Genomic DNA, 22833 nt, shown 5'->3' on the forward strand with positions numbered 1-22833 from the left:
AGAGCCAATACTGACTCTAGGCTAAACAGCGGCCGACTAACGAAGGTATCTGTTTTTTAGGTGTGTTTTGAAGTACTCGGCATTGAGGGTTTCACCAGTTGCACCTTTCACCAGCTCATCCGTCGTTAATAAACTCCCTTTACTCCAAATATTATCAGACAACCAAGTGAATATTGGGCTTAGATCACCACTTTGGATTGCCCCATCAACATCAACGGTTTTCTGCATAGCTGCCATAAACTGAGCCGCGTACATTGCACCAAGCGTATAGCTTGGGAAGTAGCCAAATGCGCCGTCTGTCCAGTGAATATCCTGCATACAACCGTTTTTGTAGTTGCCTTCGGTACTTAGCCCCAAGTACTGCTGCATTTTTTGGTTCCAAAGCTCTGGTACATCGGTATGTTTGATCGCACCGTTCATCAGATCGCGTTCGATTTCGTAGCGAAGGATGACGTGAGCAGGGTAGGTGAGTTCATCAGCGTCCACTCGGATGAAGTCTTTCTTCACTCGGGTATAGAGTTTTTGGAAGTTCTGCTGCGAGAATAGTTCGGCATTGTGACCATTAAAGTGCTGGCCCGCTAAATGAGCAAGGTGTTCGATAAACGCATCACTACGTCCCACTTGCATCTCAAAAAAGAGCGATTGTGATTCATGGATACCCATCGAACGCGCTTCACCCGACGGTAAGCCTGAAAGGCTCTTTGGGAGGCCTTGCTCGTAACGAGCATGACCCGTTTCATGTACGATACCCATCAACGACTGAACAAACTCGCTTTGATCATAGCGAGTAGTGATTCGTACATCACTTGGCACACCACCACAGAATGGGTGAACACTTTCGTCTAAGCGCCCGTGCTCAAAATCAAACTGAAGCAGTTTCATGACATCGAGGCCAAGCGCTTTTTGTTGCTCGGTCGCGTAAGTGCCTTGAGGTTGAATAAACTGCTCACTCGCCTGCTTATCAAGCGCCTGGTCGATAAGGTCGGGCAGCCAGCTTTTCACATCGTTGAACAGAGTATCTAGAGACTGTGAGCTAGTCCCAGGTTCATAGATATCAAGCATGGCATCGTATGGCGACAACCCGGTTGCTTCTGCGCGAATCTGCGCTTCTTCTTGAGAAAGCTTAACGACCTCAGCCCAGTTTTTTTCAAAACCTTGCCAATCGTTGTCACCACGTTGTGTTCGCCAAGCATGTTCACACTTTGATCCCGCAAGTGATTTTGCTTGAACCAAAGATTCTGGTAGTACATTGGCTTGTAGCCATTGGCGCTTAAGTTCGCGAAGTGTGGCGCTATCTTGTGTTGAAAGCGCTTCGCTTTCTGCTTGTGCAAACCAATCGCTGAGCTGAGGTTGAGTCAATAGTCCATGGATATGAACAGAGAGCTCGGCCATTGCTTCAGAACGAGCTTGGTTACCACCTGCAGGCATAACGGCTGCTTGGTCCCAGCCACAAATAGCAGCTAAGTGATTAAAATGAGAGATTTTTTTAGAATGTTGTACTAGTTTGTCGAATGCACTCATAAGAAGCCTTCCGTGACGTATAAAGGTTCAATGAGTGTATCAATATCATTGGGCGGAAAGCTATAGCCAAATAGCGGCTAACGTGTTGTTAAGCCAGAACTTGGTAGAGCAGGGCAGACAGCCCTGAACAGCGTCTAAATTGATTACCTAGACCATCGGTGATGGTTTGGCAGTCGTTAAATCCAAACAGCAGCGCCAGTGCAGTCACTATGATGAAAGCGATGAAGATCAATTTTAACACAGGGATTTCCTAAGGTTTCGTGCCGCTAAACGAGTTATGGGATTACTTGATGACTGAGCGGGTAAAAAGGAGCCACACCACGAGAGTTCAAAGAAACCGGAAATAGGATGTCGTGAAGTGGAGTGTGGCTCAATAGGGGGCGGTAGTGCCGCGAAACTTAGCTTAGTTTAGTGCTACGTATTTTTTATCGACCATACAGTTACGAAGTACGGTTTTGTATGATTCTAGGTTTTGCTGCTCGGCCGCTTGTGCGCCACGGTTACCTTTGACGCGTCCGCCAACAACACCAATTGCTGCACCTGTTTTTGCTGCATCAGAACCTGAACCACCGCTGATAGCACCGATTGCTGCGCCAGCCGCGGCTGCTTTAGCTGCACCACGTACGCCGCTACCTTTACTGCTTTCTACTGGTTGCTGAGTGCTCTGTGCGAGAGTTTGACACTCTTGAAGCTCGGCTTGTGCTTGTTCTTGAGTCACGTTGTCGTAATCGAAGATCAAGTTAGTAGTCGGGTCAGTCACCGCACCACCTTGGGCAAAAGCGAATTGGCTTACTAGTGCGAGTGATAGGCAAGTTAGGGTTTTCTTCATCGGAAGTACCTTAGTGTGAAGCTAAATTTAGTAGGCGGTATTCAAACAAATAGATGAGCTCAGTTTTGATAATGCTTATTATCAGCATTGAGTTTTAGGCACTAATCACCAAGACGCTGGTAATTTTATAATGATGGCGTTACCTTGAAGGTTACGCCTAGTGGGCGGTCTACTGCCTAGAGTTGGCAGTGAAATGATTTAGGGACGAACATGCTTATTCAAAACTTCGAAGCGTTTATTATCGCAATCACTATTCTTACGCTCACCCCAGGGTTAGATACCGCACTGGTTATTCGCAATACCTCGCGGGGCGGTTTTGTTGATGGTGCCGTCACCAGTGTTGGCATTTGTAGTGGCTTGTTTGTTCATGCTCTGTTCTCAGCCATTGGTATTTCTGCGATTTTGGCTCAATCAGCCGAGCTGTTTAATGTCATCAAGTGGATTGGTGCGGCGTATTTGATTTGGTTAGGGCTATCTAGTTTGCGTACAACACTCAAGTCTTCGAGTGGCCTTACCATCCAAGAAGGTTCACAACACACATTCAGTGGTAGAAGATCGATGCGTGAAGGGTTTCTATCTAATGTATTAAACCCTAAAACAGCGGTGTTTTATCTCGCGTTCTTGCCTCAGTTTATTGATCCAGCAGGTTCTGCGCTGATGCAGTCGATGTTTATGGCGGGGCTTCATTTTGTTATTGCGATGCTTTGGCAGTGTGGCCTTGCGGGCGCTTTAAACAAAGCGAAATCGCTGTTGAACAACGGCAGTTTTATGCGTTGGATGGAAGGGACAACGGGCGCTGTACTCGTGTTGCTGGGCGTTAAGTTGATGACGGAGGACAACCCAGTTTAGTCCGGCTGTTATTTCGCACTTATTATCTGAAATCGGGTCTTTACAAAGAGAACATCAGCTAGTTAAAGCATGAAAGAGCAGTTGGCTAGCTGGTGGCATATTTTTCATTGATACCCAACGCCACATCAAGGTTATCCAATAAAGTGTCGACGATGTGGGTGTCTAAATGATTGCCGCGCGATTCTTTCAATACTTTAATCACATCTTCAATTGGCCAAGCAGGTTTGTAGCATCGTTCGTGAGTGAGCGCATCAAACACATCGGCAACAGCGATAATCCGTGCTTCGATACTGATCTCGTCACCTTTTAGCCCTAAAGGGTAGCCACTGCCATCAACTTTTTCGTGGTGTTGATGAGCAATAGTAGCCGCGGTTTGTAAAATCTTACGCTTAGAGCCCGCCAGAATGTTATGCCCGATCTCGGAGTGGGTTTTCATCACTTCCCATTCTTCGGCATCGAGTTTTCCCGGCTTGAGTAGCACGGAATCAGGAATCGCAATTTTACCGATGTCGTGCATAGGTGCGGCTTGACGAAGCAAGTTTGCCCGCTCTTCTGAATAGCCAAGCAGCAAGCATAACTCGTAACTGAGTTCCGACATTCGGCGCACATGATTACCCGCTTCCTCTGAGCGGGATTCAACCACATCACCAAGACGATAGATAAGCTCACCCTGGGTATCGATGATTTCTTGGCTAAGGGAGATGTTTTCAAAGGCGAGGCTAACACTGTAAGAAAATATAGTAAGGAGTTGGCTTTCTAACTCGGTGATCTTTCGCGCCCCTTTTAAATACAGCAGGCTGACTGCACCAGAGCTAGTGGCGAAGTAACCAACAAAAATATCACCATCGATAATACTTTGTTTCTTGGCGATCGCTTGATCGAGATACTCACGCACTGCAGGATCAACAGTGCCTTCTTGGTCTTGACCTATATGAGCGAGTACTCGATAGCCTTCATGGGGCTGTTGAATCGTAGTAAGCCCTTTTACACTGACCAGCATACTTTGATCGTTCATCCTTAATAGAGAAAGAACTTGCTGCAATATCCCATTTGAGAAAGTGTTTAGAGTGTGTTGTTGGAATATGACGGAAGTAGACTGAATGACACGTTCTAGTCCAAGGCGATAATTAGTTTCTAAGTCTCTCGCGTGCTCAATCTGCATTATGTCTCGATAAGAACGAATTGCTGTTAATACAGTGGTGAAGAGCTTTTGGCTAGTGAGTTCGGTTTTCTCTTTATAGTCATTGATGTCGTAATCGGTCACAACAGATTGCTCAGGAGCTTGCCCGGGCTGCCCGGTGCGAAGAACGATTCGGGTTTTGTGGTTACCGAGATCTTGTCGTGTCCAACGCGCTACTTCCAACCCAGCATCATCGGTTTCCATTACAACGTCGAGAAAAATCAGCGCGATATCATCGTGAGTAGAAAGCTTTTCTTTCGCTTCTATCCCGGAATAGGCGTGTAAAAACTCGAGTGGTCTATCATCCAACTTGAAGCGTTTTAGTACCAGCACGGTAACCTGATGAATGTCGGCATCATCGTCAACAATCAGCACTTTCCATGGTGGTTGGCTCGGTTCATCAAGCTCTCTAAGCAGCTTAAGTGGCATAGTCCTCTCCCGTTGTTCACTCCAAAGCAGGACAAAGATCCGAATTTTGTCCCTCAATAGTTAGGGTATAGGCAAGGTTTAGGCGATTTACAAGTTACTCAATAGTCAAGCTTCGTTAATGATTTTTGGGAAATTAATGGTGTACGACAACCCCTCCCCAGGGGCGGTTTTAATCTCGATATTGCCTCTCATTTTACGGGTTATCAGTGTATGGATAAGATGCGTCCCTAGGCCACTGCCACCTTGATTGCGTTTGGTGGTAAAGAAAGGATCGAACAGACGTTTTGCGTCTCCTTCCTCTAGGCCTTTTCCATCGTCTTGGAATTGAATTTCCACTTCGTTAGTGCGGTTTTCAATTCGAATATTGATATTGCCTTTTTGTTCGGGGTGAAAGGCGTGAATAATGCTATTCATAATCAAGTTGGTAAAAATCTGTGAGAGTGTCCCGGCGTAGGACGAGCAATGCACCTCTTGCGGGCAGTCTACCGTAATGGTATGCGGCACTTTTTTGAGCTGAGGACGAAGTGAGAGCATGATTTCTTCAAGGTAATGTTTGAGTTCAAACTGACGCAGTTCATCGGAAGATTGGTCGACCGCAATGCGTTTGAAGCTGCTGATTAACTCAGACGCTCGTTCGTTGTTTTTATGGATGATCAGCGCTGATTCATCACACAGTTCGAGAAAATCTAACAGGTCTTGCTCACTCAGTTGTTCACTACTGTAGGCTTTTTTCAGCGCTTTCACTTCTTCTTGCAAATTGGATGACGCCGTAACACAAATCCCAATCGGTGTATTGATTTCGTGCGCAACCCCAGCGACTAGTCCACCTAATGACGCTTGCTTTTCTTTCTCTACCAGTTGGCTTTGAGTTTGTTGCAATTTGCACATGGCGTCTTGCAGCTCATTGGTTCGTTGATCGACTAGGGTTTCCAGCTGCTCGTTGTATTCTTGTGCCAGCAGTTCTTTCTCTTTGGCGTAATTGAGCTGTTGCCTTAAATGGAGAGGGTTTATTTTGAGCTGGGTAAGCAGTTGGCTGTAGGTTTGTTCGAGTTCATTCATCTCTTCTTCAGTAAAGAGCAAAGAATCTCGAATCAATACGTGTGCCATCGCTGCGCCAGTTGCACCGCTTAAATGACGCTCGGCTGCTTTCTCCAAATTAGCAAGCTCTAAGGTAGTAATTTGGCTAGCATCGCCAAGTTTTGCATCGATAAGGCTATATTCCAACTTCTGCGCGGCTTCGGTTTTAGGGAAGTAGCGCTCGAATAACTCGGTGAGAATTGCTGTTTTTGGTGCTAGCTCAATACTTTTTGGTAAGTCTAACGCGACCACATCTTCTTCCGACTGATTTTGCGTCATGGTGTCGATGAACTCGGCGTTGTAGCGTGTCTCTTGTTTGCTTTCTTTACAGAACAAACTGCCGAGCACGACACCGGAAATATTCGCCAGCATCGACCAAAACGCCCCGTGAGTCACACGACTCATACTGCTACCAAATAGGTGCTCTGGATGCAGCCACATGATTCCGAAAGGCCCAGCTTGGAGCAGACTATCGTCTATCCAGCCACTTTTCATCAGGGACGGGATGAACAAGCAGTATGCCCACACAAGGAAACCCGCAGACAGACCGATGACTGCTCCTTTTGAGTTGACGTCTTTCCAGTACAGACCTGTGAGCATCAAGGGTAAAAATTGAAGCGCAGCACAAAAGGAGATCATTCCCATATTGGCCAGCAGATACGACTCTCCAAGGAAAAGATAGAACGCTTGTCCTGCACCAAGCACTAAGAACACAGCAAACCAACGTATTTGTAGCAAGTATTGGCCAAAGTTACGTTGTGGCGAATAGCGTCTCAAAAGGGGCAGGGCAAGGTGGTTACAAAACATGGTGGAGAGCGTCATACCCGATACCATTAGCATCGCCATTGAAGCGGAAAATCCGCCGATGAATACCAGTAAAGTCAGTGCGAATTGTCGCTCTGACATCGGCAACGCCAACATATACGTATCAGGGCTATCCGGCCCGAGCAGCAAAATGCCCGCTGCGGATATCGGCATCACGAACATCGTCATCAAAATGAGATAGATGGGCAGTTTCCACTGAGCTTGGCGAATGTATTTGATTTTTGGGTTCTCGATGACCATTACGTGGAACTGGCGAGGCAACAAGAAGAAAGCTGAACCTGCCAGTAATAGGTAACTTATCCAGGTCATGAAATCGGGAGTTTGTGCCATGGCTTTGGCTGCTTCGGGTTGCTGCATTTCCAACATGCTAAAGATCTGGCTTGGGGAATCAAATAATACAAAGCATACAAACAGCCCAACAGCGAGCATCGCGAACAATTTCACTAAGCCCTCAACTGCAAGCGCAAGCATCATCCCTGGGTGGCGTTCGGTTGGGTCGATATGGCGAATACCAAATATGATCGTAAACAGCGCGACGCCAAACCATATCACCCAAGTGATCGCAGCACCTGTAGTTTCGGTGCCCAGAACGACCATTATGGTGTTGTTGATCGACTTGAGCTGCAATGCAAGATAAGGGACGATACCTATCATAGCAACAATTGACGTTACCCCGGCTAAGTACAAACTGCGATTAAAGCGAGCAGATAAAAAGTCAGCGATACTATTTACGTGGTAGGTCTGTTTGATGAGCAGAATACGCCGCATTAACGGCCACAGCATTATCATGAGCAGCGTTGGGCCGAGATAGATGGTGTAGACAATAATCCCGCTTCGAGATGCTAAGCCCACACTGCCATAGAATGTCCAACTGGTGCAGTAAACAGCAATGGAAAGAATATACACCGTGGCACTTGAAGACCAACGTTTTGCCAATGGGCTAGAAGACTCAGCCCAGTTTGCAATGGCGTAGAGCACCCCAATGTAGCCCACAATGATAACGATCAGCGTTGTGGTGCTGAACATGGCTTAACTACCGTGACAACCCGATAAGCGTTGCCACCAAAACCAACCAAATGCCTAGAACCGTAGCGGTGATGGAAGCGACAGTAAATGACGAGCTGATCACCACCGGCCAAGATACCAGAACAAGAGCGAGCGTCAGCAGTAACAAGCGAAGAGATAATTGGTTCTGAATCGGTGCCTGCATATAGAATCCTTACGTCTTTGGATTAGTACTAGCATAGGACATACTACAAAAGTTTAGACATGGATTATTTTGTCATTGCTCATCGAGCGACGAGGAATAAAAAAGCAGCCCCGTTATGGACTGCTCTTTCAAGTGTTTAGCTAGGCGTTAAATGACATCAACAACCTTGTTAGTATGAGGTTATGACGTCATCTAACAGCGATTAAGCTCGACTTAGTGTCATTTTGTCTGCGGCTACTTGGCTGAAGTAGCGCTTGGTTTCTTCAATCACAACTTGGCGTAAGGCGATTAAACCAATTAAATTTGGAATTGCCATAAGCCCGTTCACGATGTCGGCGATAATCCAAATTAAGTCCAAATGCAGGAATGCGCCAGATGCCACTAGAGCAACGAATACCACTTTATATGGCAGTACCGCTTTGGTACCAAACAAATACACCACGCAGCGTTCACCGTAATAGTTCCACCCTAAAATGGTCGTGAATGCGAAAAACATCAAACCAATAGACACAGCCATTGGACCAAGTGTGTCGGAGTTCAACCCTTGTGCGAACGCGTAGGTTGTCATGGCGGCGCCCGAGAAATCACTTTGCCAAGCTCCGGTTAGAATCAGCGCTAGACCGGTCATGGTACAGATGATGATGGTATCGAAGAAAGTTCCTGTCATCGAGATAAGGCCTTGCTTCACGCAAGAATCAGTTTTTGCCGCAGCCGCAGCCATTGGGGCGCTACCTAGGCCTGACTCATTGGAGAACACACCGCGCGCAATACCAGACTGAATCGCTAACATGATGCTCGCACCTAAGAAGCCACCTGTTGCAGCCGTTGATGTGAACGCTGAAATAATGACCAGTTCAAAGGCGTCCACGAGTTTGTCGGCGTTTAAGATGATGACGCTGGCACATGCCACAACATAGAACACAGCCATTGCTGGCACGACTTTTCCTGCAACATTTGCAATCGACTTGATACCACCTAAGGTGACGAAAGCAACTAACAAAGTCAGAACGGGTGCAGAGAATTCACGAGAAATACCAAATGAAATTTCGCTAGCATCCAGAATAGCGTTAACTTGTGGAAAGGTGCCGATACCAAAACAGGCAACGCCTAAGGCAAATACAGCAAACATAACGGCAAGGGCTTTAGAGCCTACACCGTATTGAAGGTAGTACATTGGACCACCGATCATTTGGCCTTTGTCATCAACTTTACGGTATTTTACTGCCAGTAAACATTCGGCGTATTTGGTCGCCATGCCGAATAGGGCAGCCAGCCACATCCAAAACAGCGCTCCTGGGCCGCCGAGTTTGATCGCAGTCGCAACACCAACAATATTACCGGTACCGATAGTGGCAGAAAGGGCAGTACACAGCGCTGCAAAGCTAGAAACATCCCCGTGAGTGGATGATGATTTATCTTTACTAAACACCAACTTCAACGCAGTTGGCAGGTGTCTAAATTGAAGTAAGCCTAAGCGAAAAGTGAAGTAAATACCGGTTCCCACGAGCAAAATGAGTAGTGGTGGACCCCAGACAAAGCTGTCGATGGTTTGTAGCAAAGATTGAAGGTTATTCATGGTTTCGGTTTCCCCTTAATAAAACCAATTCCATCAACTATTTGTCCCAATTTATTTGATCAAAATGATTCTTGAACAGACGGTATATCTGAACAAACTAGGAGCACATAATTAATAGCGTTGGTATAAACAACATATAAGGAGAAGAGGGAAAGGGATCGCACTGCCTAAAAAGCAGCACAATGGCCAATGGTACTCGCAGTAAGAATCTGCCAGAACACGATCAGATTGATTTGTAGCCTTTCACTCCTCTGTCCTTTTGCCTGAGAGTTTCACTTTACGTAGCGTAAAGCTTGCTCCTTCGGCGACCGATTTCTACAACGAGGTAGTACGGTTCTCTCCAGAGGTTCCTCCAACTACAGTCCTTACTTTTCCGTACGGAATAAAGCACCTGAAATAGTTAATTCTTCGGCGGGTAATGCTAACCAAAATGTTAAGGTTTGGTTAAATACCACTCTCCTGTAGCCTTCATTGGAACAATTACCTATTTATCTAGGTAATCTGTAACGCGGATATTAGCGGAAAAAAGAATGTGATGTCACCCTCAAAAAGACTGTTTGCGCAAATAAACGCCAAAGGGATTCAAAAAGACAGTTTTTCTGACTCATTAGAAATGAATTAATGATATAAAATGAAACAATATCTGCAGCATTAACCCGTTCATTTGGTTCATAATGTATGTAATACCAATGCGTATTGCATGGTGTACAACAAAGGAGTGGTTATGACGAGATTAGTCGCGATTGTGTTTTTAAGCGCACTGGCTTTTTTATTGATCCGCTATCGAGCGAATGAAAAAGTGCAAAAAGGTGTGGTATTGACCTTGGTCGGAGGCTTTCTAGTCTATGTTGCGACATTAATGATCGCTGAATTGACTCGCTAAAGTTGTCACTGGGAGCAAAAACGTTGAATAAGCAAACTGAAATCGAAGAGCACGACGACGATGTTGTTGTTATCGAGGAACGAGATAAACGCACGCATATTTACATTGCTCTTGCGGGAGTACTGGGGCTAGCGTTGGGCGGCCTTGGTGGCTCTATGATGACAGCAAATAAGTGGGAGACCACATACAACAAGCTTGAAGAAAAATACCAAACTGTTCAGCAGGATAAAAAGCAGTTAGTGGTTGAAGTCGAAGAGAAAGTTGCGAAAGTCGATCACCAACTTGAGCTCAAACTTCAAAAAGCGCTTGAAGAAAAAGACGCAGAATACCAAGAGAACTTGGCCAAAATGGAAGCACAGGTCAAAGAGCTAGAAACGGCGAAAAGCAATCTAGAAGCGCAGATTGCGGAGCAGAAAGATCAATTAGCGCAAGAGTCTGCGCAAAACAGCAGGCTTAATCGTCAAGCCGATATGCAAGCAACGATGCTAGAGCGCTCACGTGAACTGTTTCAGCGAGAGCTGAAGATCAAACAAGAATTAGCGTCGCTAGAAAAAGAGCGAGAAGACTTGCTACCGAAAATACAAGCACTGAAAAAACAGTGTGATGTCTATCTAGAAGGGACATCTTGGGATGCCAAGTCTGATTCATGTGATAAGCAAGATGAAGCCAACTCGCGCATTAGCCAAATTGATCAAATGATCCAAGTGCATAGAATGGACTTGAAACAGATCGAATCATTATCTGAAGATATCGGCCTGTAACGTAAATCTTTCGAAAAGCCTCGCCAATGCGAGGCTTTTTTTTCATGTAACCTACCAGTACTCAAGTGTTTGATAATTAAGCACTCGCGCCAACCTTTCAAGAGCAATCTCCATTTTTGATCTACCGATGCAAAATGTTGAGTATAGATAAACAGTTTTTCATACGGTAACATTGACAGGGTTAGATGTGAGGTTTCTGTGTTAAAGACAATGAGCTGGGTAGAAAATCGATTCGATATGCGTTATCTCGCTTACGGGGTGTTTGCGCTGTTTGTCTCTCTGGTGACGTATACTTTAGTCTCGGAACATTCCACAACGCGTTGGCTTTTCACTTTCTATCCTTTTCTAATGTTCGCCGCATTATTTGCTAATAAGAAGGCGTATAAATCGCGTTTTGCCGTTGCATCATTAGCCATACTACTGGGTGGTGGAATGATTGAACCATTTGAGTTGGATGCGGTAGAAGAAGCCTTCATTCTCATTCCTCTTAGTTACGTGATGTTGTTTCCTGGTTCGCTGTGGCCGATCGCCAGTGCAGTGTTGCTTTGTTTGAGCTATCTCTATCAGTTACCTGAAGAAGACTTTGACGAGTTTATCGAAGATGCCATAGAGTTGGTGGCCATTACGGTGTTTGCGAGTCTGATGGTTTACTATCAGGTAAAACTCAAGCTTCAGATGGAACGCTATCAGCGCGATAGCTTCACCGATTTCTCTACGGGTGTACTCAACCGTACCGCGTTTTATCATCAATTGGACATCATTCAGCAAAAAGACGATGCAGACTATGCGCTAATGCTGATTGATGTTGATGACTTCAAATACGTCAATGATAGCTTGGGTCACTCTACGGCCGACAAAATCCTGATTGACTTAGCTCAACGCCTTAAGAGTCTGCTTCCAAGCTATGTGACGCTCTATCGTCTAGGAGGCGATGAGTTTGTGGTTCTAGTCAAAGGGGAAGGGCTTCTGGGAGATAGGCTGAGCTGTGTTGAGTTTATATTTCGCAATGACTACATCGCCAAATATCCAGTAAATAAGGCCACGTACAAAGTCACTTTTAGTACCGGTGTTGCCTTACTTGAAGACGCATCCAATGATGTCGAGTTGTGGTGTAAAAACGTCGATATTGCGCTGAAACGCGCTAAATCTCTTGGCGCTGGATCTATTCAATGGTACGACTCGGATATGCTAAGCGAAACTGTGCGTGCTCATCAGATTGAGAAAGAGATTACTTACGCCATAGAAGAATCGCAATTTAGTTTGGCTTATCAGCCTAAGGTCAGCACGGATACCAATCAGCTAATGGGAGCTGAAGCATTGCTGCGTTGGGTGCATCCGGAACTTGGCGTTATTTCTCCTGTAGAGTTCATCGCAATTGCTGAAAAGAGCACACAAATTGTGCCGATTGGACGTTGGGTGATAAATGAAGCTTGTCGGCAGGGAAAGGAGTGGTTGCAGCAGGGGCATCAGATTGCTATTTCAATCAACGTATCAACGGTGCAATTTGTCCATGACGATGTATATAAGGTCGTGAGCGAAGCATTGGTAAAACACGCATTTCCTGCCCATTTTCTGGAAGTGGAGATTACAGAAACCACCTTGATGAAACAGTACGATAAGGTAGTAGAAAACTGCAATAAGCTGCGTAAATTAGGTGTCACCGTGGCAGTAGATGACTTTGGCGTTGCGTACTCGTCGTTAAACTACCTGAAACGGCTGCCTATTGATGTGCTGAAAATCGACAAGTCATTTATCGATGAATGTGTGGAAGTTCATACCGATCATATGTTGGTTAAAACCATCATCCAAATGGGGCAGAACATGGGCAAACGTGTTGTCGCAGAAGGGGTTGAAACAGCCAAGCAGCTATCTTTGTTGCAAGAGGAACAGTGTGATTGGTATCAGGGATATTTGTTCTCTAAACCGCTTTACCCTGATGAGTTCTCAAAATTGCTCGATAGTGCATTTATAAACAATATTATGAGTGGTTATCAATGACACTAAAGAGTCAAAAAGACTGTGTTTTCATGTGTGTCATTATGACTTTATTTCGATGTTGTTTTTATATAATATCAATAAAAACAACAATATAAAAACTTGGCACGTATCCTGATTATAAGTAAGAAAAACAATCATACTTATAAGAGGTGCATTATGCCTGCTCAACAAATTCGATTCTTCAAACGCCTTCTTTCAGTCTCTAATGGAGCATTATTTCTAACCACACTAGTGCTGGTTGCGAGCATCATTATTTCTTATCCACTTGCGGATCATTTTACGCTAAATCAGCAGATAGCGGCTCATATATCGACCATTATTATCGCAGCGTTTCTCAAAATCAGTTATGTAACACGTTGTTTAGCCCAATATAATCTAGGATTAGAAGTACGTTAGTGCGCTAGTCAGTAGTGGGAGGAGGGCGTATGGAGCAAGTTCCTCGCGACTTGGTATTAGGCCAAGTCGTCGATAAGGTCGACTGGAAGCCAGGGTTGTTTAGCCTGTTTGTTAAAGCGGATATTGGCAGTTACCAAGCTGGTCAGTTTACTAAGCTCGCTTTGCAAGAAGAAGATGGTCGCTGGTTAAAACGAGCCTATTCGATGGTATCCAGCTTCAAATCATCTGGGCATGAATTGGAGTTTCTTGTTGTAACGGATCCAACAGGTCGGTTATCTCCGATGCTTGAAGCACTTAATGTGGGCGACGATCTCTATGTAGGACAAACCGTATCGGGCTTCATGACCGCCGATGAGTTACCCGACTATGCGAAAGAGCTATGGTTACTTTCGACCGGTACGGCAGTGGGCGCATTTTTGTCGCTACTTCGAGAGCCCGAGAAACTGAATCATTTGGATAGAATCGTTTTGGTGCATGCCGTTCGCTACGAAGGGGATTTAGTCTATCAAGATTTGATCAAATCGATGGCGGAGCACTATGGAGAGAAGTTCGCTTATGTACCTATCGTGAGCAGAGAATCGATAAATGGCGCGCTCCAAGGCCGTATCCCAACGCTATTATTGGATGGGCAGTTGCAGCAAAGAGTGGGGCTTCAAGTAGAGCCAAACCGAAGCTTCGTCTATTTGTGCGGTAACCCTAATATGATTCATGACGCATCCGACGCTTTAAAGGAGCTCGGTCTCACCAAACATTTGCGTAGAAAGCCGGGTCACTTTGCTAGCGAAAACTATTGGTAGTGCCTAGGGTTTAGCCGAATATATTTAACAAATAAAAAAGCCGCTTACTGAGCCTGAGTAAGCGGCTTTTACCTTTATCAGGAGTGGGGGATTAGCGAACGATTAGGCCAAGTAGGATACCTACAGCACCGAAATCTGCGTCACTAAAGGTTGTGTTAGCAAAGCCTAGGTCGCCAAGAACTGGCATTAGGAATACTGGTAGGAACGTAATCAGCAAGCCTTGAGCAAATGCACCTAAGATTGCACCGCGACGTCCACCTGTAGCGTTACCAAATACACCTGCTGCAGCGCCCACGAAGAAGTGAGGAACAACACCTGGGATGATGACAGTTAAGCCCATGATGTAAAGTAGGAACATACCGATAAGACCAGCGGCAAAGCTCGATAGGAAGCCCACTAGTACTGCATTTGGTGCGTATGGGAATACCACTGGACAGTCTAGAGCAGGCTTCGCGTTTGGCACGAGCTTGTCTGAGATGCCTTTAAATGCGGGTACGATTTCCGCGATAACCATGCGCACACCTTGCAGGATAACGTACACACCACCAGCGAACGTGATTGATTGCATGAGTGCGAACATAAACCAGTGCTTACCACCGCTCACTTCACGAACGAAATCACCGCCAGCGAAAATACAGGTCACCATGAAAATGATACCCATAGTAAACGAGATAGCGACAGGTGTATCACGTAAGAACAGTAAGCTCTTTGGTACATTCATCTCTTCAGTAGAATGCTCTTTGTTACCAAACTTGCTACCGATGAAGCCAGCTAGTACGTAAGAAAGCGTAGAGAAGTGACCAATTGCTACGTCGTCTGAGCCTGTTACTTGCTTCATGTATTTATGAGCAATCGAAGGGAAGAACACCATAACTGAACCAACAACGACAGAGCCTAGCGCAATCAGTGGTACACCGCTCATGCCGCTTGAAGACAAGATTGCCGCAACCATCATCGACATAAACAGGGTGTGGTGGCCGGTTAGGAAAATGAATTTCCAAGGTGTTAAGCGAGCAATTAGAATGTTCACCAGCATCGCGAAGAACATGATCATCGCCATCTCTTTACCAAACGCTTCTTGCGCGATAGAGACAATGGCTTCGTTGTTTGGAACTACACCCGTGATGCCGAATGCTTCTTGGAAGATCGTTGCAAAGTCACCGAGTGAACTAACAACAAGACCAGCACCAGCACCAAGAATGATGAAACCAAGGATGGTTTTTACCGTGCCTTTAATGCACTCGGTGACCGGTTTCTTTTGGGCAATCAGGCCGATAAGAGCGATCAAACCTACCAGAACCGCCGGTTCGGATAGGACGTCGTTCATTAAGAAATTGAAAAATTCCATCACGCTCCCCTTATAGTGCGCCTAGCTCTTTTAGAGCGACAGACAAGCGTTCTTTCATTGCAGCTTTGTCTACCATGTTGTCTAGGCTAACGATCTTAGGTTCTACACCTAATGACTTTAGCTGATCCGTGATGTCGTTTGTGCCGATAAAGATATCGCAGTCTGTACCTTTAGCAGAGCCAAGGTCGATATGATCAACATTCGCATTGATTTCCAGTTCCTTAACAATGCTCTTGATGCTCATTTCCATCATTAGGCTAGTACCAAGACCGTGACCGCAAACAACCATAATTTTCATAATTCGTACCTTTTTGTTTCTAAATTGAGTTCTTGTTTTAGTAGTGTTTGATGATGTTCATGACATCATCGACATTTTGTGCGTTGCAGATCTGTTCAACGTGTTCGTCGTTCATAAACAGCTCTGCCAGTTTAGATATTGCGCCAACATGGCTATCGCTATCTGTTGCGGCAAGCGTTACCAGCATTTTCACTGGGTCATTACCGTCAGAGTCGAAGTTCACCCCTTGCTGAATCACCGTGATGCCAATAGACAAACGGTTTACACCATCTTCTGGGCGAGCGTGTGGCATTGCCATACCCGGCCCAACGACATAGTAGGGGCCTAGCTCTTCATGAGATTTGAAAATCGCGTCGACATAGCGAGGTTCGATCGCTTTGGTATCGATAAGCGCTTGGCAAGATTTGCTGACCGCATCTTTCCAATCGTCCGCTGTAGCATGGACACGAATAACTTCTGGAGTAATCAGTTCACTTAACATTGTATTGATCTGCGTTATTGGTTGATGGCGCTACTTTACTGATCAAATTGTCAGAAAAACCGGACTATGATCACAAATGGTAGCGCTATCTGATAGCGCTATCATAAATTGTGATAGCGCTACCATTTTCGTATTTCAAACAGTTTCATACCGATGCCGTTAACAAGTTATGCGCTAATATGGAAAAACCTACTCAGTGCTGTGTTAAGATGGCGCCGCAAATAAATGGATAGTATTTAAGAACTAATGAGCGAACCGCGTAAACGCAGAAGTACCGGGAAAGTCACCATCGCTGATGTCGCAAAGAAAGCGGGCGTGGGGACAATGACCGTTTCGCGTGCATTAAGAACACCGGATTTGGTGTCAGAAAAGCTAAGAGAAAAGATCCAATTAGTGGTCGATGAACTCGGCTACATTCCCAATAAAGCAGCAGGAGCTTTAGCCTCTGCAGAAAGCTACTCGATTGCCTTGATTCTTCCATCGTTGGTGGAAAAATCGTGTGCTCATTTCTTACCAAGCTTTCAGCAAGCACTCAACAAAGCTGGCTATCAACTGTTGCTTGGTTACAGTGATTACTCGCTCGATCAGGAAGAGAAGTTGCTGTCGACTTTTCTAGAAAGCCGACCTGCTGCGATGGTTCTGTTCGGTAGCGAACATAGCGAGCGTAGCCATCAGTTGTTGCAAGCATCCAACCTGCCAGTAATGGAAATCGCTGAGCTTACCGGAGAGAGCCATTATCTCAATATTGGCATCGATCATTTTGAAGTCGGCAAGTCTTGTACTAAGCATCTTGTCGATGCCGGTTACAGCAATATCGGCTTCATTGGAGCGCGTGGAAATCATTCGGTATTACAGCGGAAACTTCACGGCTGGCAAAGTGCGATGATCGAAAACTATTTAACGCCTGATCACTTCCTAACAACGCATGAAGCGCCGTCTTCGCAATTGGGCGCAGAGGGGTTAGCGAAGTTGTTACTGCGTGATTCGACATTGGATGCCTTGGTGTGCAGCCATGAAGAGGTGGCAATTGGTGCGTTGTTTGAGTGCCATCGACGCTTGATTAAAGTGCCAACCGATATGGCCATCATCTGTTTAGATGGAACCGCAATGTGTGAACACGCATTCCCAAGTTTGTCTTCTGCTCAAGTCGATTACGAAAACATGGGCGCTCAAGCGGCTGAAAAACTGCTTCGCAGTATTAAGCAGGAAGAGGTTGAACCTTCTACTGACATCGGTTTCTCTCTGTCTTCTCGCGCTAGTACGGTTAAACGTTAATTGATGAACAACGAGCCTTTGACCATTGCACTGCCTTCCCTGATACACCGTATTGGTGGGAATGTGGTTAAGCGAGCCAAATTATCCGCTGCTGAGCACGGCTGTGAGCTTAAGCGAATTCGCCGCTCGCGAAACTGGCAAGCAATAGGCCAAGCAACCGATATAAAGTCCTGGTGTCAGTGGCTCACCCGCGAAGAGCCAGAAACGACGCGCTTTTTGATAACTAAGTTAGAAACCGCTTTGGCTGCCAATCCAACTATGCTCGAAACCATTGAAGAAAAGCTGATCAAGCTTGTTCTAGCTGATCCTAATATCACCTTAGCGAACCTTATGGAGCAAACCAACTGCACTCTGGCACAAGCTAGAACCGCACGCTTTGATGCAGAAGTGCTTTAGCGGATGTAGGAAACATCTTACTTCAGTGTCGAGGTTTTTAGGTGAAGATCACAACAGATTGTAAATCAAGGTAAAGCGACTCCTTCCACTCATCTACAAAGCTGATAATCCTGTTGAACGACATAAAAATAATAAACTGGAGTAGATTATGAAAAAGGTGGCGTTAGTCATATTGGCGGTGCTTGGCTTAATGGCTGGAACTGCCTATGCGTTTGGTGGTTGGAATGGCCATTTAGGTTGGCATAACCATGGAAGTACATCGGATTTTAATTTGTTCGATGATACTCATGGAAAACATGGCGAAAATTGCCTTAGTTGCTCACATCATTAGAGAGCGCTGTTAACGACTATAAATAAAAGCCGCTACTGAAAAGTAGCGGCTTTTTTGTATAGATATGGTTATGTTCTTTAAGTGATTATAGCGTTTTAAGAACGGTGCTGAGTCGAGATACTGCTTCGACTAACTCGTTTGGTTCGGCGTTGGTGAAGTTTAATCTTAGAGCCGGAGTAGCCTGAGATTCGTCTGGGTAGAAAACTGGGCTAGGGACAACGGCAACGCCGTTCGCCAGCAGTTGTTTCGCTAGTGCAAAGGTGTCGCATTCAGGTAGCGTCACCCAAACGAACATACCGCCATCAACATCTTTTACTTCACAGCTTTCTGGCAGCTGTTTCTTCAGCTCTGAGTTCAATACTTGGTAGCGTTCGTGGTATAGCGCCTGAATTTTTGACATGTGCAGCTCAAAGTTGTCGTGCTTTAACAGGCCATGAAGCAATGCTTGCATTGGTACGCTGGAATGCAGATCGGCACCTTGTTTTACTTTCACCAATGGCTCTAGGTAGCTTACTTTACCTGTCACGGCACCAATGCGTAGGCCCGGTGAGGCAATCTTAGAGAAAGAACGTAATACGATAGAGTGTTGCGGGCAGAAATCTGACACCATTGGTAGCGCTTCACCACTGAATCTCAGCTCGCGGTAAGGTGCGTCTTCAATGAAGGCAACATTGTATTGCTCACAAAGTTTGGCAACCGCTTTACGTGTATCTAAAGACCAGCACACCCCTGTTGGGTTATGGAAATCGGGTACGGCGTAAAACATTTTTGGTACTTCTGCTCTGAATGCTGATTCGAGCGCTTCTAAGTCTGGACCGAACTCGGTTTGCGGCACTGTCACCATATTCGCCTGCACCAAGCCGAAGACTTGCATCGCACCCAGGTAACTCGGCGCTTCCATAATGACGGTGTCACCCGGGTTAATGTAAGCACGAGCGATAAGGTCTAGGCCTTGCTGCGAGCCTGTCGTGGCAATAACCATGTGGCTGTCAGGTAGCTTGAACGTTTGTGTAAGGTGTTCTAACAGTGGGCCGTAGCCTGCAGTTGCACCGTATTGGAATACTTCAACCATATCTGGCATCGCCTCAAGCGTTGGGCGCATTAAGTCGATTGGAAACGTTTTTTCATCCGGCAATCCGCCTGCTAATGAAATGACATTTTTGTCTGTGGCAGCGGCTAAAATCTCTCGAATATAAGAAGACTGAATCTGTTGCAGTGAGTGTGCGATTTCCATGTGTATTCCTGTTGAGTTTTTTATTTTGTTTTTATATCCCCAGCAGCACTAAATGCGGACAAAGTAATTTAATGAGCAAAAGGGCAATACAAATACTAACGTTGGTTGAGTTTAGTTGTTTGTCCATTTATGCTTATAGATATGTCCATTTATGCTATTTAGAGCGATGAACCAGCATCACATATCAAGAATCAATGATGTGTTATTTCATATTCATCAAGACATTAGTAAAGAGTTACCAGCGAAAGAGTTGGCGAAAGTCGCTGCGTATTCGGAGCAGCATTTTCACCGTATCTTTAAACAGGTGGTGGGGGAGTCGATCCATCAGTATATTCGCCGAACCAGAATGGAATATGCTGCAAATCAGTTAATGTTTGATACCAAAGCTTCGGTGTTAGATATAGCCAATAATTGTGGATTCAATTCATTGTCATCTTTTAGCCGAGCGTTTAAATCAACCTTTGACATGTCGCCCGGCGAGTGGCGTAAGCATGATTTGCAGATTTCTCACAAACCTTATCTGTACGATGAAGAGATCGCTCGGGGTTATGAAAGAGCGGCGAAAAAGACATTACCTCAACCTAAGATTGTTGAAGTGCCAAAGCGGATGGCTGCGTATGTTCGACACACGGGTTACAACCGTTCGATACGTAATGCTTGGTTGATCTTAAAAGCTTGGGCAAACAGTGAGAATCGAGACTTTTCGACTCAGTTCGGCTTGCACCATTCTAATCCTGCTTGGGTCGCGCTGGATAAGTGCCGATACGTGGCATGTATCGAGATTGCTCGCCCGCTTAAACTGCGTGGTGTGGTGAATCAAATGGTGATACCGGGAGGGTTGCACGCTGTTTTTCGTTTACAAGGAGTATACGGAGAGTTGCTTCCTCAAATCAGCCAAGTGCTGGAAAAGTGGTTGCCTGAGTCAGGTTTCAAATTGCGCTCAACGCCGGCCTATGTGCATTATCACGACAACCATTTCGTCAACGATACTGAAGTGTTTGATTTGGACTTCTACTTGCCGATTGGTTTCTTCTAATATTACCTATCAAATAAAATCGCCAGCATTAAGCTGGCGATTTGAAAATGGATTAAAGTTACTGAGCAAGCCCGCCTTTTGTTAACTTACTTGGGTCGAGAAGTTGTTCAAGCTGCTCACGACTTAAATCGGTTTCTTCCTCTGCAACATCGACAATAGCTCGGCCTTGCTTATAGGCTTTCTTAGCGATGTCAGCCGCTTTCAAATAGCCAATCACTGGGTTAAGTGCTGTGACCAAAATTGGGTTCTTAGCTAACGCCACATCGAGGTTATCTTCCCGCACGATAAATGTTGCGATGGCTTTATCAGCCATAGCAGTGGCACTGTTAGTCAGTAGCTCGATACTCTCTAACACATTGTGTGCGATAACAGGCAGCATAACGTTCAACTGGAAGTTACCGGATTGCCCTGCAACGGTAATTGTGGCGTCATTACCAATAACTTGGGCGGATGCCATGGCAACGGCTTCAGGGATAACGGGGTTTACCTTGCCAGGCATTATAGAAGAACCCGGCTGTAAGCCTTGCAGTTCAATTTCACCTAACCCAGCAAGAGGGCCTGAATTCATCCAACGCAGGTCATTGGCGATTTTCATGAGTGCGACAGCTGTGGTTTTTAGCTGACCGGAGAGAGCAACAATGGCGTCTTGACTGCTGAGGTTAAAGAAGAAATCTTCACTCGGTGTGAATTCAGTTCGAGTGACTTGCGACAAGTTATCTGCAAAGGCTTTTGCAAACCTTGGATCGGCATTTATCCCGGTACCAACCGCGGTTCCTCCTTGTGCCAGTGCTTTCACTGCCGACAAACTGTGTTCAATTCCGCGAATCGCGTGCTCAATTTGAGACTGCCAACCGCGTAGCTCTTGGTTAAACGTAATTGGCATCGCGTCCATAAGATGGGTTCGGCCAGTTTTGACGAAGTGTCCCACTTCATCTCGTTTGTGGTTAAGTGCTTCGTTGAGGTGTGACAGGGCGGGCAGAAGTTTCTGTTCAACGCTCAATGCTGAGCTCACTTGAATTGCCGTTGGAATCACATCATTACTGCTTTGCCCCATGTTCACGTGATCGTTTGGGCTAACGTCATCCCCAAGTTTTTGGCTTGCTAGCGTTGCAATCACTTCGTTCGCATTCATGTTTGAACTGGTCCCAGAACCGGTTTGGAATACGTCGACAGGAAACTGGCCTAGGTGATGTCCCTCGATGATTTCATCAGCGGCTTGTTCAATTGCATTGGCAATATCCCCCTCAATGAGCCCGAGTTGAGCGTTGGTTTGCGCTGCGGTTTGCTTTATGTATGCCAATGCCTGAATGAAACTTACTGGCATGGTGTGTGAGCTGAAATGGAAGTTGTCGACCGCACGTTGGGTCTGAGCTTGGTAAAGGGCATCTTTTGGGACGTGTACTTCTCCCATACTGTCTTTTTCGATTCTAAATTGTTGAGTCATGAGGTCATCCTCTTGGGCTTATGCTTATTTTAATAGGGCGCTTTGATGCGCTGTAATTGTAGTTGTAGGGGTAAAAATTTGGCGTCACCATCCTCTTGCTGGTAATAGTGGCGTTTTAAACACATCAATGGCGTATATACAGAATCAAGGCAGACACGTCGAAAGGTGTGGCTTCGCTTAGGATCTTGAATCGCGTCGAGAAGGTGAAAATACACCTGCCTCAGGTACAACTCACACAGTAAAGGACTTTCGTGTTCCGCACCTGTCTCATACAACGACGACAACATCATTCCACTGTGTATGTAATCGTAGATCACATCAGGTTCAAAACCTCTTTCTAGGTACTGGTAGAGAAAGCGATCCTGAGCTTTGAAATACAAGTTGTAGAGTTGCTGTTGGCAGTCCATAAGTGAAACCTAGATGTATTTAATTTGTAATGATAATTATTATCATTTAATTATCGCCAACACAATACGTTCGAGTGGCAAGAGCGAGAAAAGTGGTAAATCTGTTCAATCTAAAGCGATTTCTGTAGCGGAATGGATAAATCTTGTTGAATTGTGGAATTTTGTGGCAGAGCGACCACACTTATTAACAAAACACGCAATAGATAATTGCACGCCTTGTAATCAAGGCACTCAACTTATTGAGGCAACGTT

General features: G+C 45.5%; 23 protein-coding genes and 1 riboswitch. Of the genes, 10 read left to right on the forward strand and 13 right to left on the reverse strand.

Translation table 11 applies throughout. The features are described from left to right. Window positions 1-36 precede the first annotated feature (36 nt). The 3 genes from J4N42_RS06350 to J4N42_RS06360 form a co-directional block, all read right to left on the reverse strand. The gene (locus J4N42_RS06350; RefSeq protein ID WP_252030576.1) at window positions 37-1521 is read right to left on the reverse strand and encodes a carboxypeptidase M32; all 1485 of its coding nucleotides are present in this window, start codon (window positions 1519-1521) and stop codon (window positions 37-39) included. An 88-nt stretch (window positions 1522-1609) separates the two neighbouring features. Next, on the reverse strand, window positions 1610-1762 hold the full coding sequence (locus J4N42_RS06355; RefSeq protein WP_252030577.1) for a hypothetical protein: 153 nt from the start codon (window positions 1760-1762) through the stop codon (window positions 1610-1612). 162 nt (window positions 1763-1924) lie between these two features. After that, window positions 1925-2350 (reverse strand): glycine zipper family protein, encoded by a 426-nt coding sequence (locus tag J4N42_RS06360; protein WP_252030578.1) that lies wholly within the window; start codon window positions 2348-2350, stop codon window positions 1925-1927. Window positions 2351-2560: 210 nt separating this feature from the next. Between J4N42_RS06360 and J4N42_RS06365 the strand changes: the two genes are divergently transcribed. Beyond that, window positions 2561-3199: a LysE family translocator gene (locus J4N42_RS06365; protein ID WP_252030579.1), complete on the forward strand. Its 639-nt coding sequence runs from the start codon at window positions 2561-2563 to the stop codon at window positions 3197-3199. 85 nt (window positions 3200-3284) lie between these two features. On the opposite strand, the gene J4N42_RS06370 is transcribed toward J4N42_RS06365, so the two are convergent. From J4N42_RS06370 to J4N42_RS06385, 4 genes are all read right to left on the reverse strand, one after another. Beyond that, window positions 3285-4808 (reverse strand): DUF3369 domain-containing protein, encoded by a 1524-nt coding sequence (locus J4N42_RS06370; RefSeq protein ID WP_252030580.1) that lies wholly within the window; start codon window positions 4806-4808, stop codon window positions 3285-3287. Window positions 4809-4913: 105 nt separating this feature from the next. After that, window positions 4914-7736, reverse strand: coding sequence for an ATP-binding protein (locus tag J4N42_RS06375; RefSeq protein ID WP_252030581.1), 2823 nt, complete (start codon window positions 7734-7736; stop codon window positions 4914-4916). Between the two features lie 7 nt (window positions 7737-7743). Further along, window positions 7744-7920, reverse strand: a complete 177-nt coding sequence (locus J4N42_RS06380) for a hypothetical protein (protein ID WP_252030583.1) — start codon at window positions 7918-7920, stop codon at window positions 7744-7746. Between the two features lie 202 nt (window positions 7921-8122). Then, on the reverse strand, window positions 8123-9496 hold the full coding sequence (locus tag J4N42_RS06385; protein WP_252030584.1) for an alanine/glycine:cation symporter family protein: 1374 nt from the start codon (window positions 9494-9496) through the stop codon (window positions 8123-8125). A 241-nt stretch (window positions 9497-9737) separates the two neighbouring features. Then, window positions 9738-9850, reverse strand: a riboswitch (glycine riboswitch). Window positions 9851-10220: 370 nt separating this feature from the next. Here J4N42_RS06385 and J4N42_RS06390 point away from each other — a divergent pair. The 5 genes from J4N42_RS06390 to J4N42_RS06410 all read left to right on the forward strand — a co-directional run bounded on the left by J4N42_RS06390 (window position 10221) and on the right by J4N42_RS06410 (window position 14331). Continuing rightward, a complete protein-coding gene (locus tag J4N42_RS06390; RefSeq protein ID WP_252030585.1) occupies window positions 10221-10379 on the forward strand; it encodes a hypothetical protein in 159 nt (52 codons plus the stop codon). A gap of 23 nt (window positions 10380-10402) precedes the next feature. Continuing rightward, window positions 10403-11140, forward strand: a complete 738-nt coding sequence (locus tag J4N42_RS06395) for a chromosome partitioning protein ParA (RefSeq protein WP_252030586.1) — start codon at window positions 10403-10405, stop codon at window positions 11138-11140. Between the two features lie 198 nt (window positions 11141-11338). Further along, window positions 11339-13138 carry a putative bifunctional diguanylate cyclase/phosphodiesterase gene (locus J4N42_RS06400; RefSeq protein ID WP_252030587.1) on the forward strand — a complete coding sequence of 600 codons (1800 nt, stop codon included), beginning with the start codon at window positions 11339-11341 and terminating at the stop codon, window positions 13136-13138. Window positions 13139-13294: 156 nt separating this feature from the next. Next, window positions 13295-13534, forward strand: a complete 240-nt coding sequence (locus tag J4N42_RS06405; protein ID WP_252030588.1) for a hypothetical protein — start codon at window positions 13295-13297, stop codon at window positions 13532-13534. 29 nt (window positions 13535-13563) lie between these two features. Beyond that, window positions 13564-14331, forward strand: coding sequence for a ferredoxin--NADP reductase (locus J4N42_RS06410; protein WP_252030590.1), 768 nt, complete (start codon window positions 13564-13566; stop codon window positions 14329-14331). Between the two features lie 91 nt (window positions 14332-14422). Here J4N42_RS06410 and ulaA read toward each other — a convergent pair whose 3' ends face one another. Genes ulaA through J4N42_RS06425 form a run of 3 tightly spaced genes read right to left on the reverse strand, consistent with a single transcriptional unit; the run spans window position 14423 to window position 16458 of the window. Continuing rightward, window positions 14423-15679: a PTS ascorbate transporter subunit IIC gene (gene ulaA / locus J4N42_RS06415; RefSeq protein ID WP_252030591.1), complete on the reverse strand. Its 1257-nt coding sequence runs from the start codon at window positions 15677-15679 to the stop codon at window positions 14423-14425. Between the two features lie 10 nt (window positions 15680-15689). Then, a complete protein-coding gene (locus J4N42_RS06420) occupies window positions 15690-15977 on the reverse strand; it encodes a PTS sugar transporter subunit IIB (RefSeq protein ID WP_252030592.1) in 288 nt (95 codons plus the stop codon). A gap of 37 nt (window positions 15978-16014) precedes the next feature. Continuing rightward, complete coding sequence (locus J4N42_RS06425; protein WP_252030593.1) at window positions 16015-16458, reverse strand: PTS sugar transporter subunit IIA; 444 nt, start codon at window positions 16456-16458, stop codon at window positions 16015-16017. A 246-nt stretch (window positions 16459-16704) separates the two neighbouring features. On the opposite strand from J4N42_RS06425, the gene J4N42_RS06430 reads away from it, so the two are divergent. The 3 genes from J4N42_RS06430 to J4N42_RS06440 all read left to right on the forward strand — a co-directional run bounded on the left by J4N42_RS06430 (window position 16705) and on the right by J4N42_RS06440 (window position 18460). Further along, a complete protein-coding gene (locus tag J4N42_RS06430; RefSeq protein ID WP_252030594.1) occupies window positions 16705-17733 on the forward strand; it encodes a LacI family DNA-binding transcriptional regulator in 1029 nt (342 codons plus the stop codon). Between the two features lie 3 nt (window positions 17734-17736). Then, window positions 17737-18129 (forward strand): ribosome recycling factor family protein, encoded by a 393-nt coding sequence (locus tag J4N42_RS06435; RefSeq protein WP_252030595.1) that lies wholly within the window; start codon window positions 17737-17739, stop codon window positions 18127-18129. A gap of 148 nt (window positions 18130-18277) precedes the next feature. Further along, window positions 18278-18460 (forward strand): hypothetical protein, encoded by a 183-nt coding sequence (locus J4N42_RS06440; protein WP_252030596.1) that lies wholly within the window; start codon window positions 18278-18280, stop codon window positions 18458-18460. Window positions 18461-18545: 85 nt separating this feature from the next. Here J4N42_RS06440 and J4N42_RS06445 read toward each other — a convergent pair whose 3' ends face one another. Then, window positions 18546-19694, reverse strand: a complete 1149-nt coding sequence (locus tag J4N42_RS06445) for an aminotransferase-like domain-containing protein (RefSeq protein ID WP_252030597.1) — start codon at window positions 19692-19694, stop codon at window positions 18546-18548. 166 nt (window positions 19695-19860) lie between these two features. Here J4N42_RS06445 and J4N42_RS06450 point away from each other — a divergent pair, with 166 nt between their 5' ends. Further along, window positions 19861-20730: an AraC family transcriptional regulator gene (locus J4N42_RS06450; protein ID WP_252030792.1), complete on the forward strand. Its 870-nt coding sequence runs from the start codon at window positions 19861-19863 to the stop codon at window positions 20728-20730. Between the two features lie 58 nt (window positions 20731-20788). On the opposite strand, the gene J4N42_RS06455 is transcribed toward J4N42_RS06450, so the two are convergent. Together J4N42_RS06455 and J4N42_RS06460 are read right to left on the reverse strand one after the other, a co-directional pair. Continuing rightward, window positions 20789-22174: a class II fumarate hydratase gene (locus tag J4N42_RS06455; protein WP_252030599.1), complete on the reverse strand. Its 1386-nt coding sequence runs from the start codon at window positions 22172-22174 to the stop codon at window positions 20789-20791. A gap of 29 nt (window positions 22175-22203) precedes the next feature. Next, window positions 22204-22581, reverse strand: a complete 378-nt coding sequence (locus tag J4N42_RS06460) for a hypothetical protein (protein WP_252030600.1) — start codon at window positions 22579-22581, stop codon at window positions 22204-22206. Window positions 22582-22833: the final 252 nt, after the last annotated feature.

It is taken from the genome of Vibrio sp. SCSIO 43135 (assembly GCF_023716665.1).
GTDB lineage: Bacteria > Pseudomonadota > Gammaproteobacteria > Enterobacterales > Vibrionaceae > Vibrio > Vibrio paucivorans.

Bases quoted from the DNA above. Each gene is read 5' to 3' on its own strand.
- J4N42_RS06385 (WP_252030584.1), bottom strand. From the start codon at position 9,496: ATGAATAACCTTCAATCTTTGCTACAAACCATCGACAGCTTTGTCTGG.
- J4N42_RS06425 (WP_252030593.1), bottom strand. From the start codon at position 16,458: ATGTTAAGTGAACTGATTACTCCAGAAGTTATTCGTGTCCATGCTACA.
- J4N42_RS06360 (WP_252030578.1), bottom strand. From the start codon at position 2,350: ATGAAGAAAACCCTAACTTGCCTATCACTCGCACTAGTAAGCCAATTC.
- ulaA (WP_252030591.1), bottom strand. From the start codon at position 15,679: ATGGAATTTTTCAATTTCTTAATGAACGACGTCCTATCCGAACCGGCG.
- J4N42_RS06350 (WP_252030576.1), bottom strand. From the start codon at position 1,521: ATGAGTGCATTCGACAAACTAGTACAACATTCTAAAAAAATCTCTCAT.
- J4N42_RS06365 (WP_252030579.1), top strand. From the start codon at position 2,561: ATGCTTATTCAAAACTTCGAAGCGTTTATTATCGCAATCACTATTCTT.
- J4N42_RS06445 (WP_252030597.1), bottom strand. From the start codon at position 19,694: ATGGAAATCGCACACTCACTGCAACAGATTCAGTCTTCTTATATTCGA.
- J4N42_RS06420 (WP_252030592.1), bottom strand. From the start codon at position 15,977: ATGAAAATTATGGTTGTTTGCGGTCACGGTCTTGGTACTAGCCTAATG.
- J4N42_RS06380 (WP_252030583.1), bottom strand. From the start codon at position 7,920: ATGCAGGCACCGATTCAGAACCAATTATCTCTTCGCTTGTTACTGCTG.
- J4N42_RS06440 (WP_252030596.1), top strand. From the start codon at position 18,278: ATGAAAAAGGTGGCGTTAGTCATATTGGCGGTGCTTGGCTTAATGGCT.
- J4N42_RS06430 (WP_252030594.1), top strand. From the start codon at position 16,705: ATGAGCGAACCGCGTAAACGCAGAAGTACCGGGAAAGTCACCATCGCT.
- J4N42_RS06405 (WP_252030588.1), top strand. From the start codon at position 13,295: ATGCCTGCTCAACAAATTCGATTCTTCAAACGCCTTCTTTCAGTCTCT.
- J4N42_RS06435 (WP_252030595.1), top strand. From the start codon at position 17,737: ATGAACAACGAGCCTTTGACCATTGCACTGCCTTCCCTGATACACCGT.
- J4N42_RS06410 (WP_252030590.1), top strand. From the start codon at position 13,564: ATGGAGCAAGTTCCTCGCGACTTGGTATTAGGCCAAGTCGTCGATAAG.
- J4N42_RS06370 (WP_252030580.1), bottom strand. From the start codon at position 4,808: ATGCCACTTAAGCTGCTTAGAGAGCTTGATGAACCGAGCCAACCACCA.
- J4N42_RS06450 (WP_252030792.1), top strand. From the start codon at position 19,861: ATGAACCAGCATCACATATCAAGAATCAATGATGTGTTATTTCATATT.
- J4N42_RS06390 (WP_252030585.1), top strand. From the start codon at position 10,221: ATGACGAGATTAGTCGCGATTGTGTTTTTAAGCGCACTGGCTTTTTTA.
- J4N42_RS06375 (WP_252030581.1), bottom strand. From the start codon at position 7,736: ATGTTCAGCACCACAACGCTGATCGTTATCATTGTGGGCTACATTGGG.
- J4N42_RS06455 (WP_252030599.1), bottom strand. From the start codon at position 22,174: ATGACTCAACAATTTAGAATCGAAAAAGACAGTATGGGAGAAGTACAC.
- J4N42_RS06460 (WP_252030600.1), bottom strand. From the start codon at position 22,581: ATGGACTGCCAACAGCAACTCTACAACTTGTATTTCAAAGCTCAGGAT.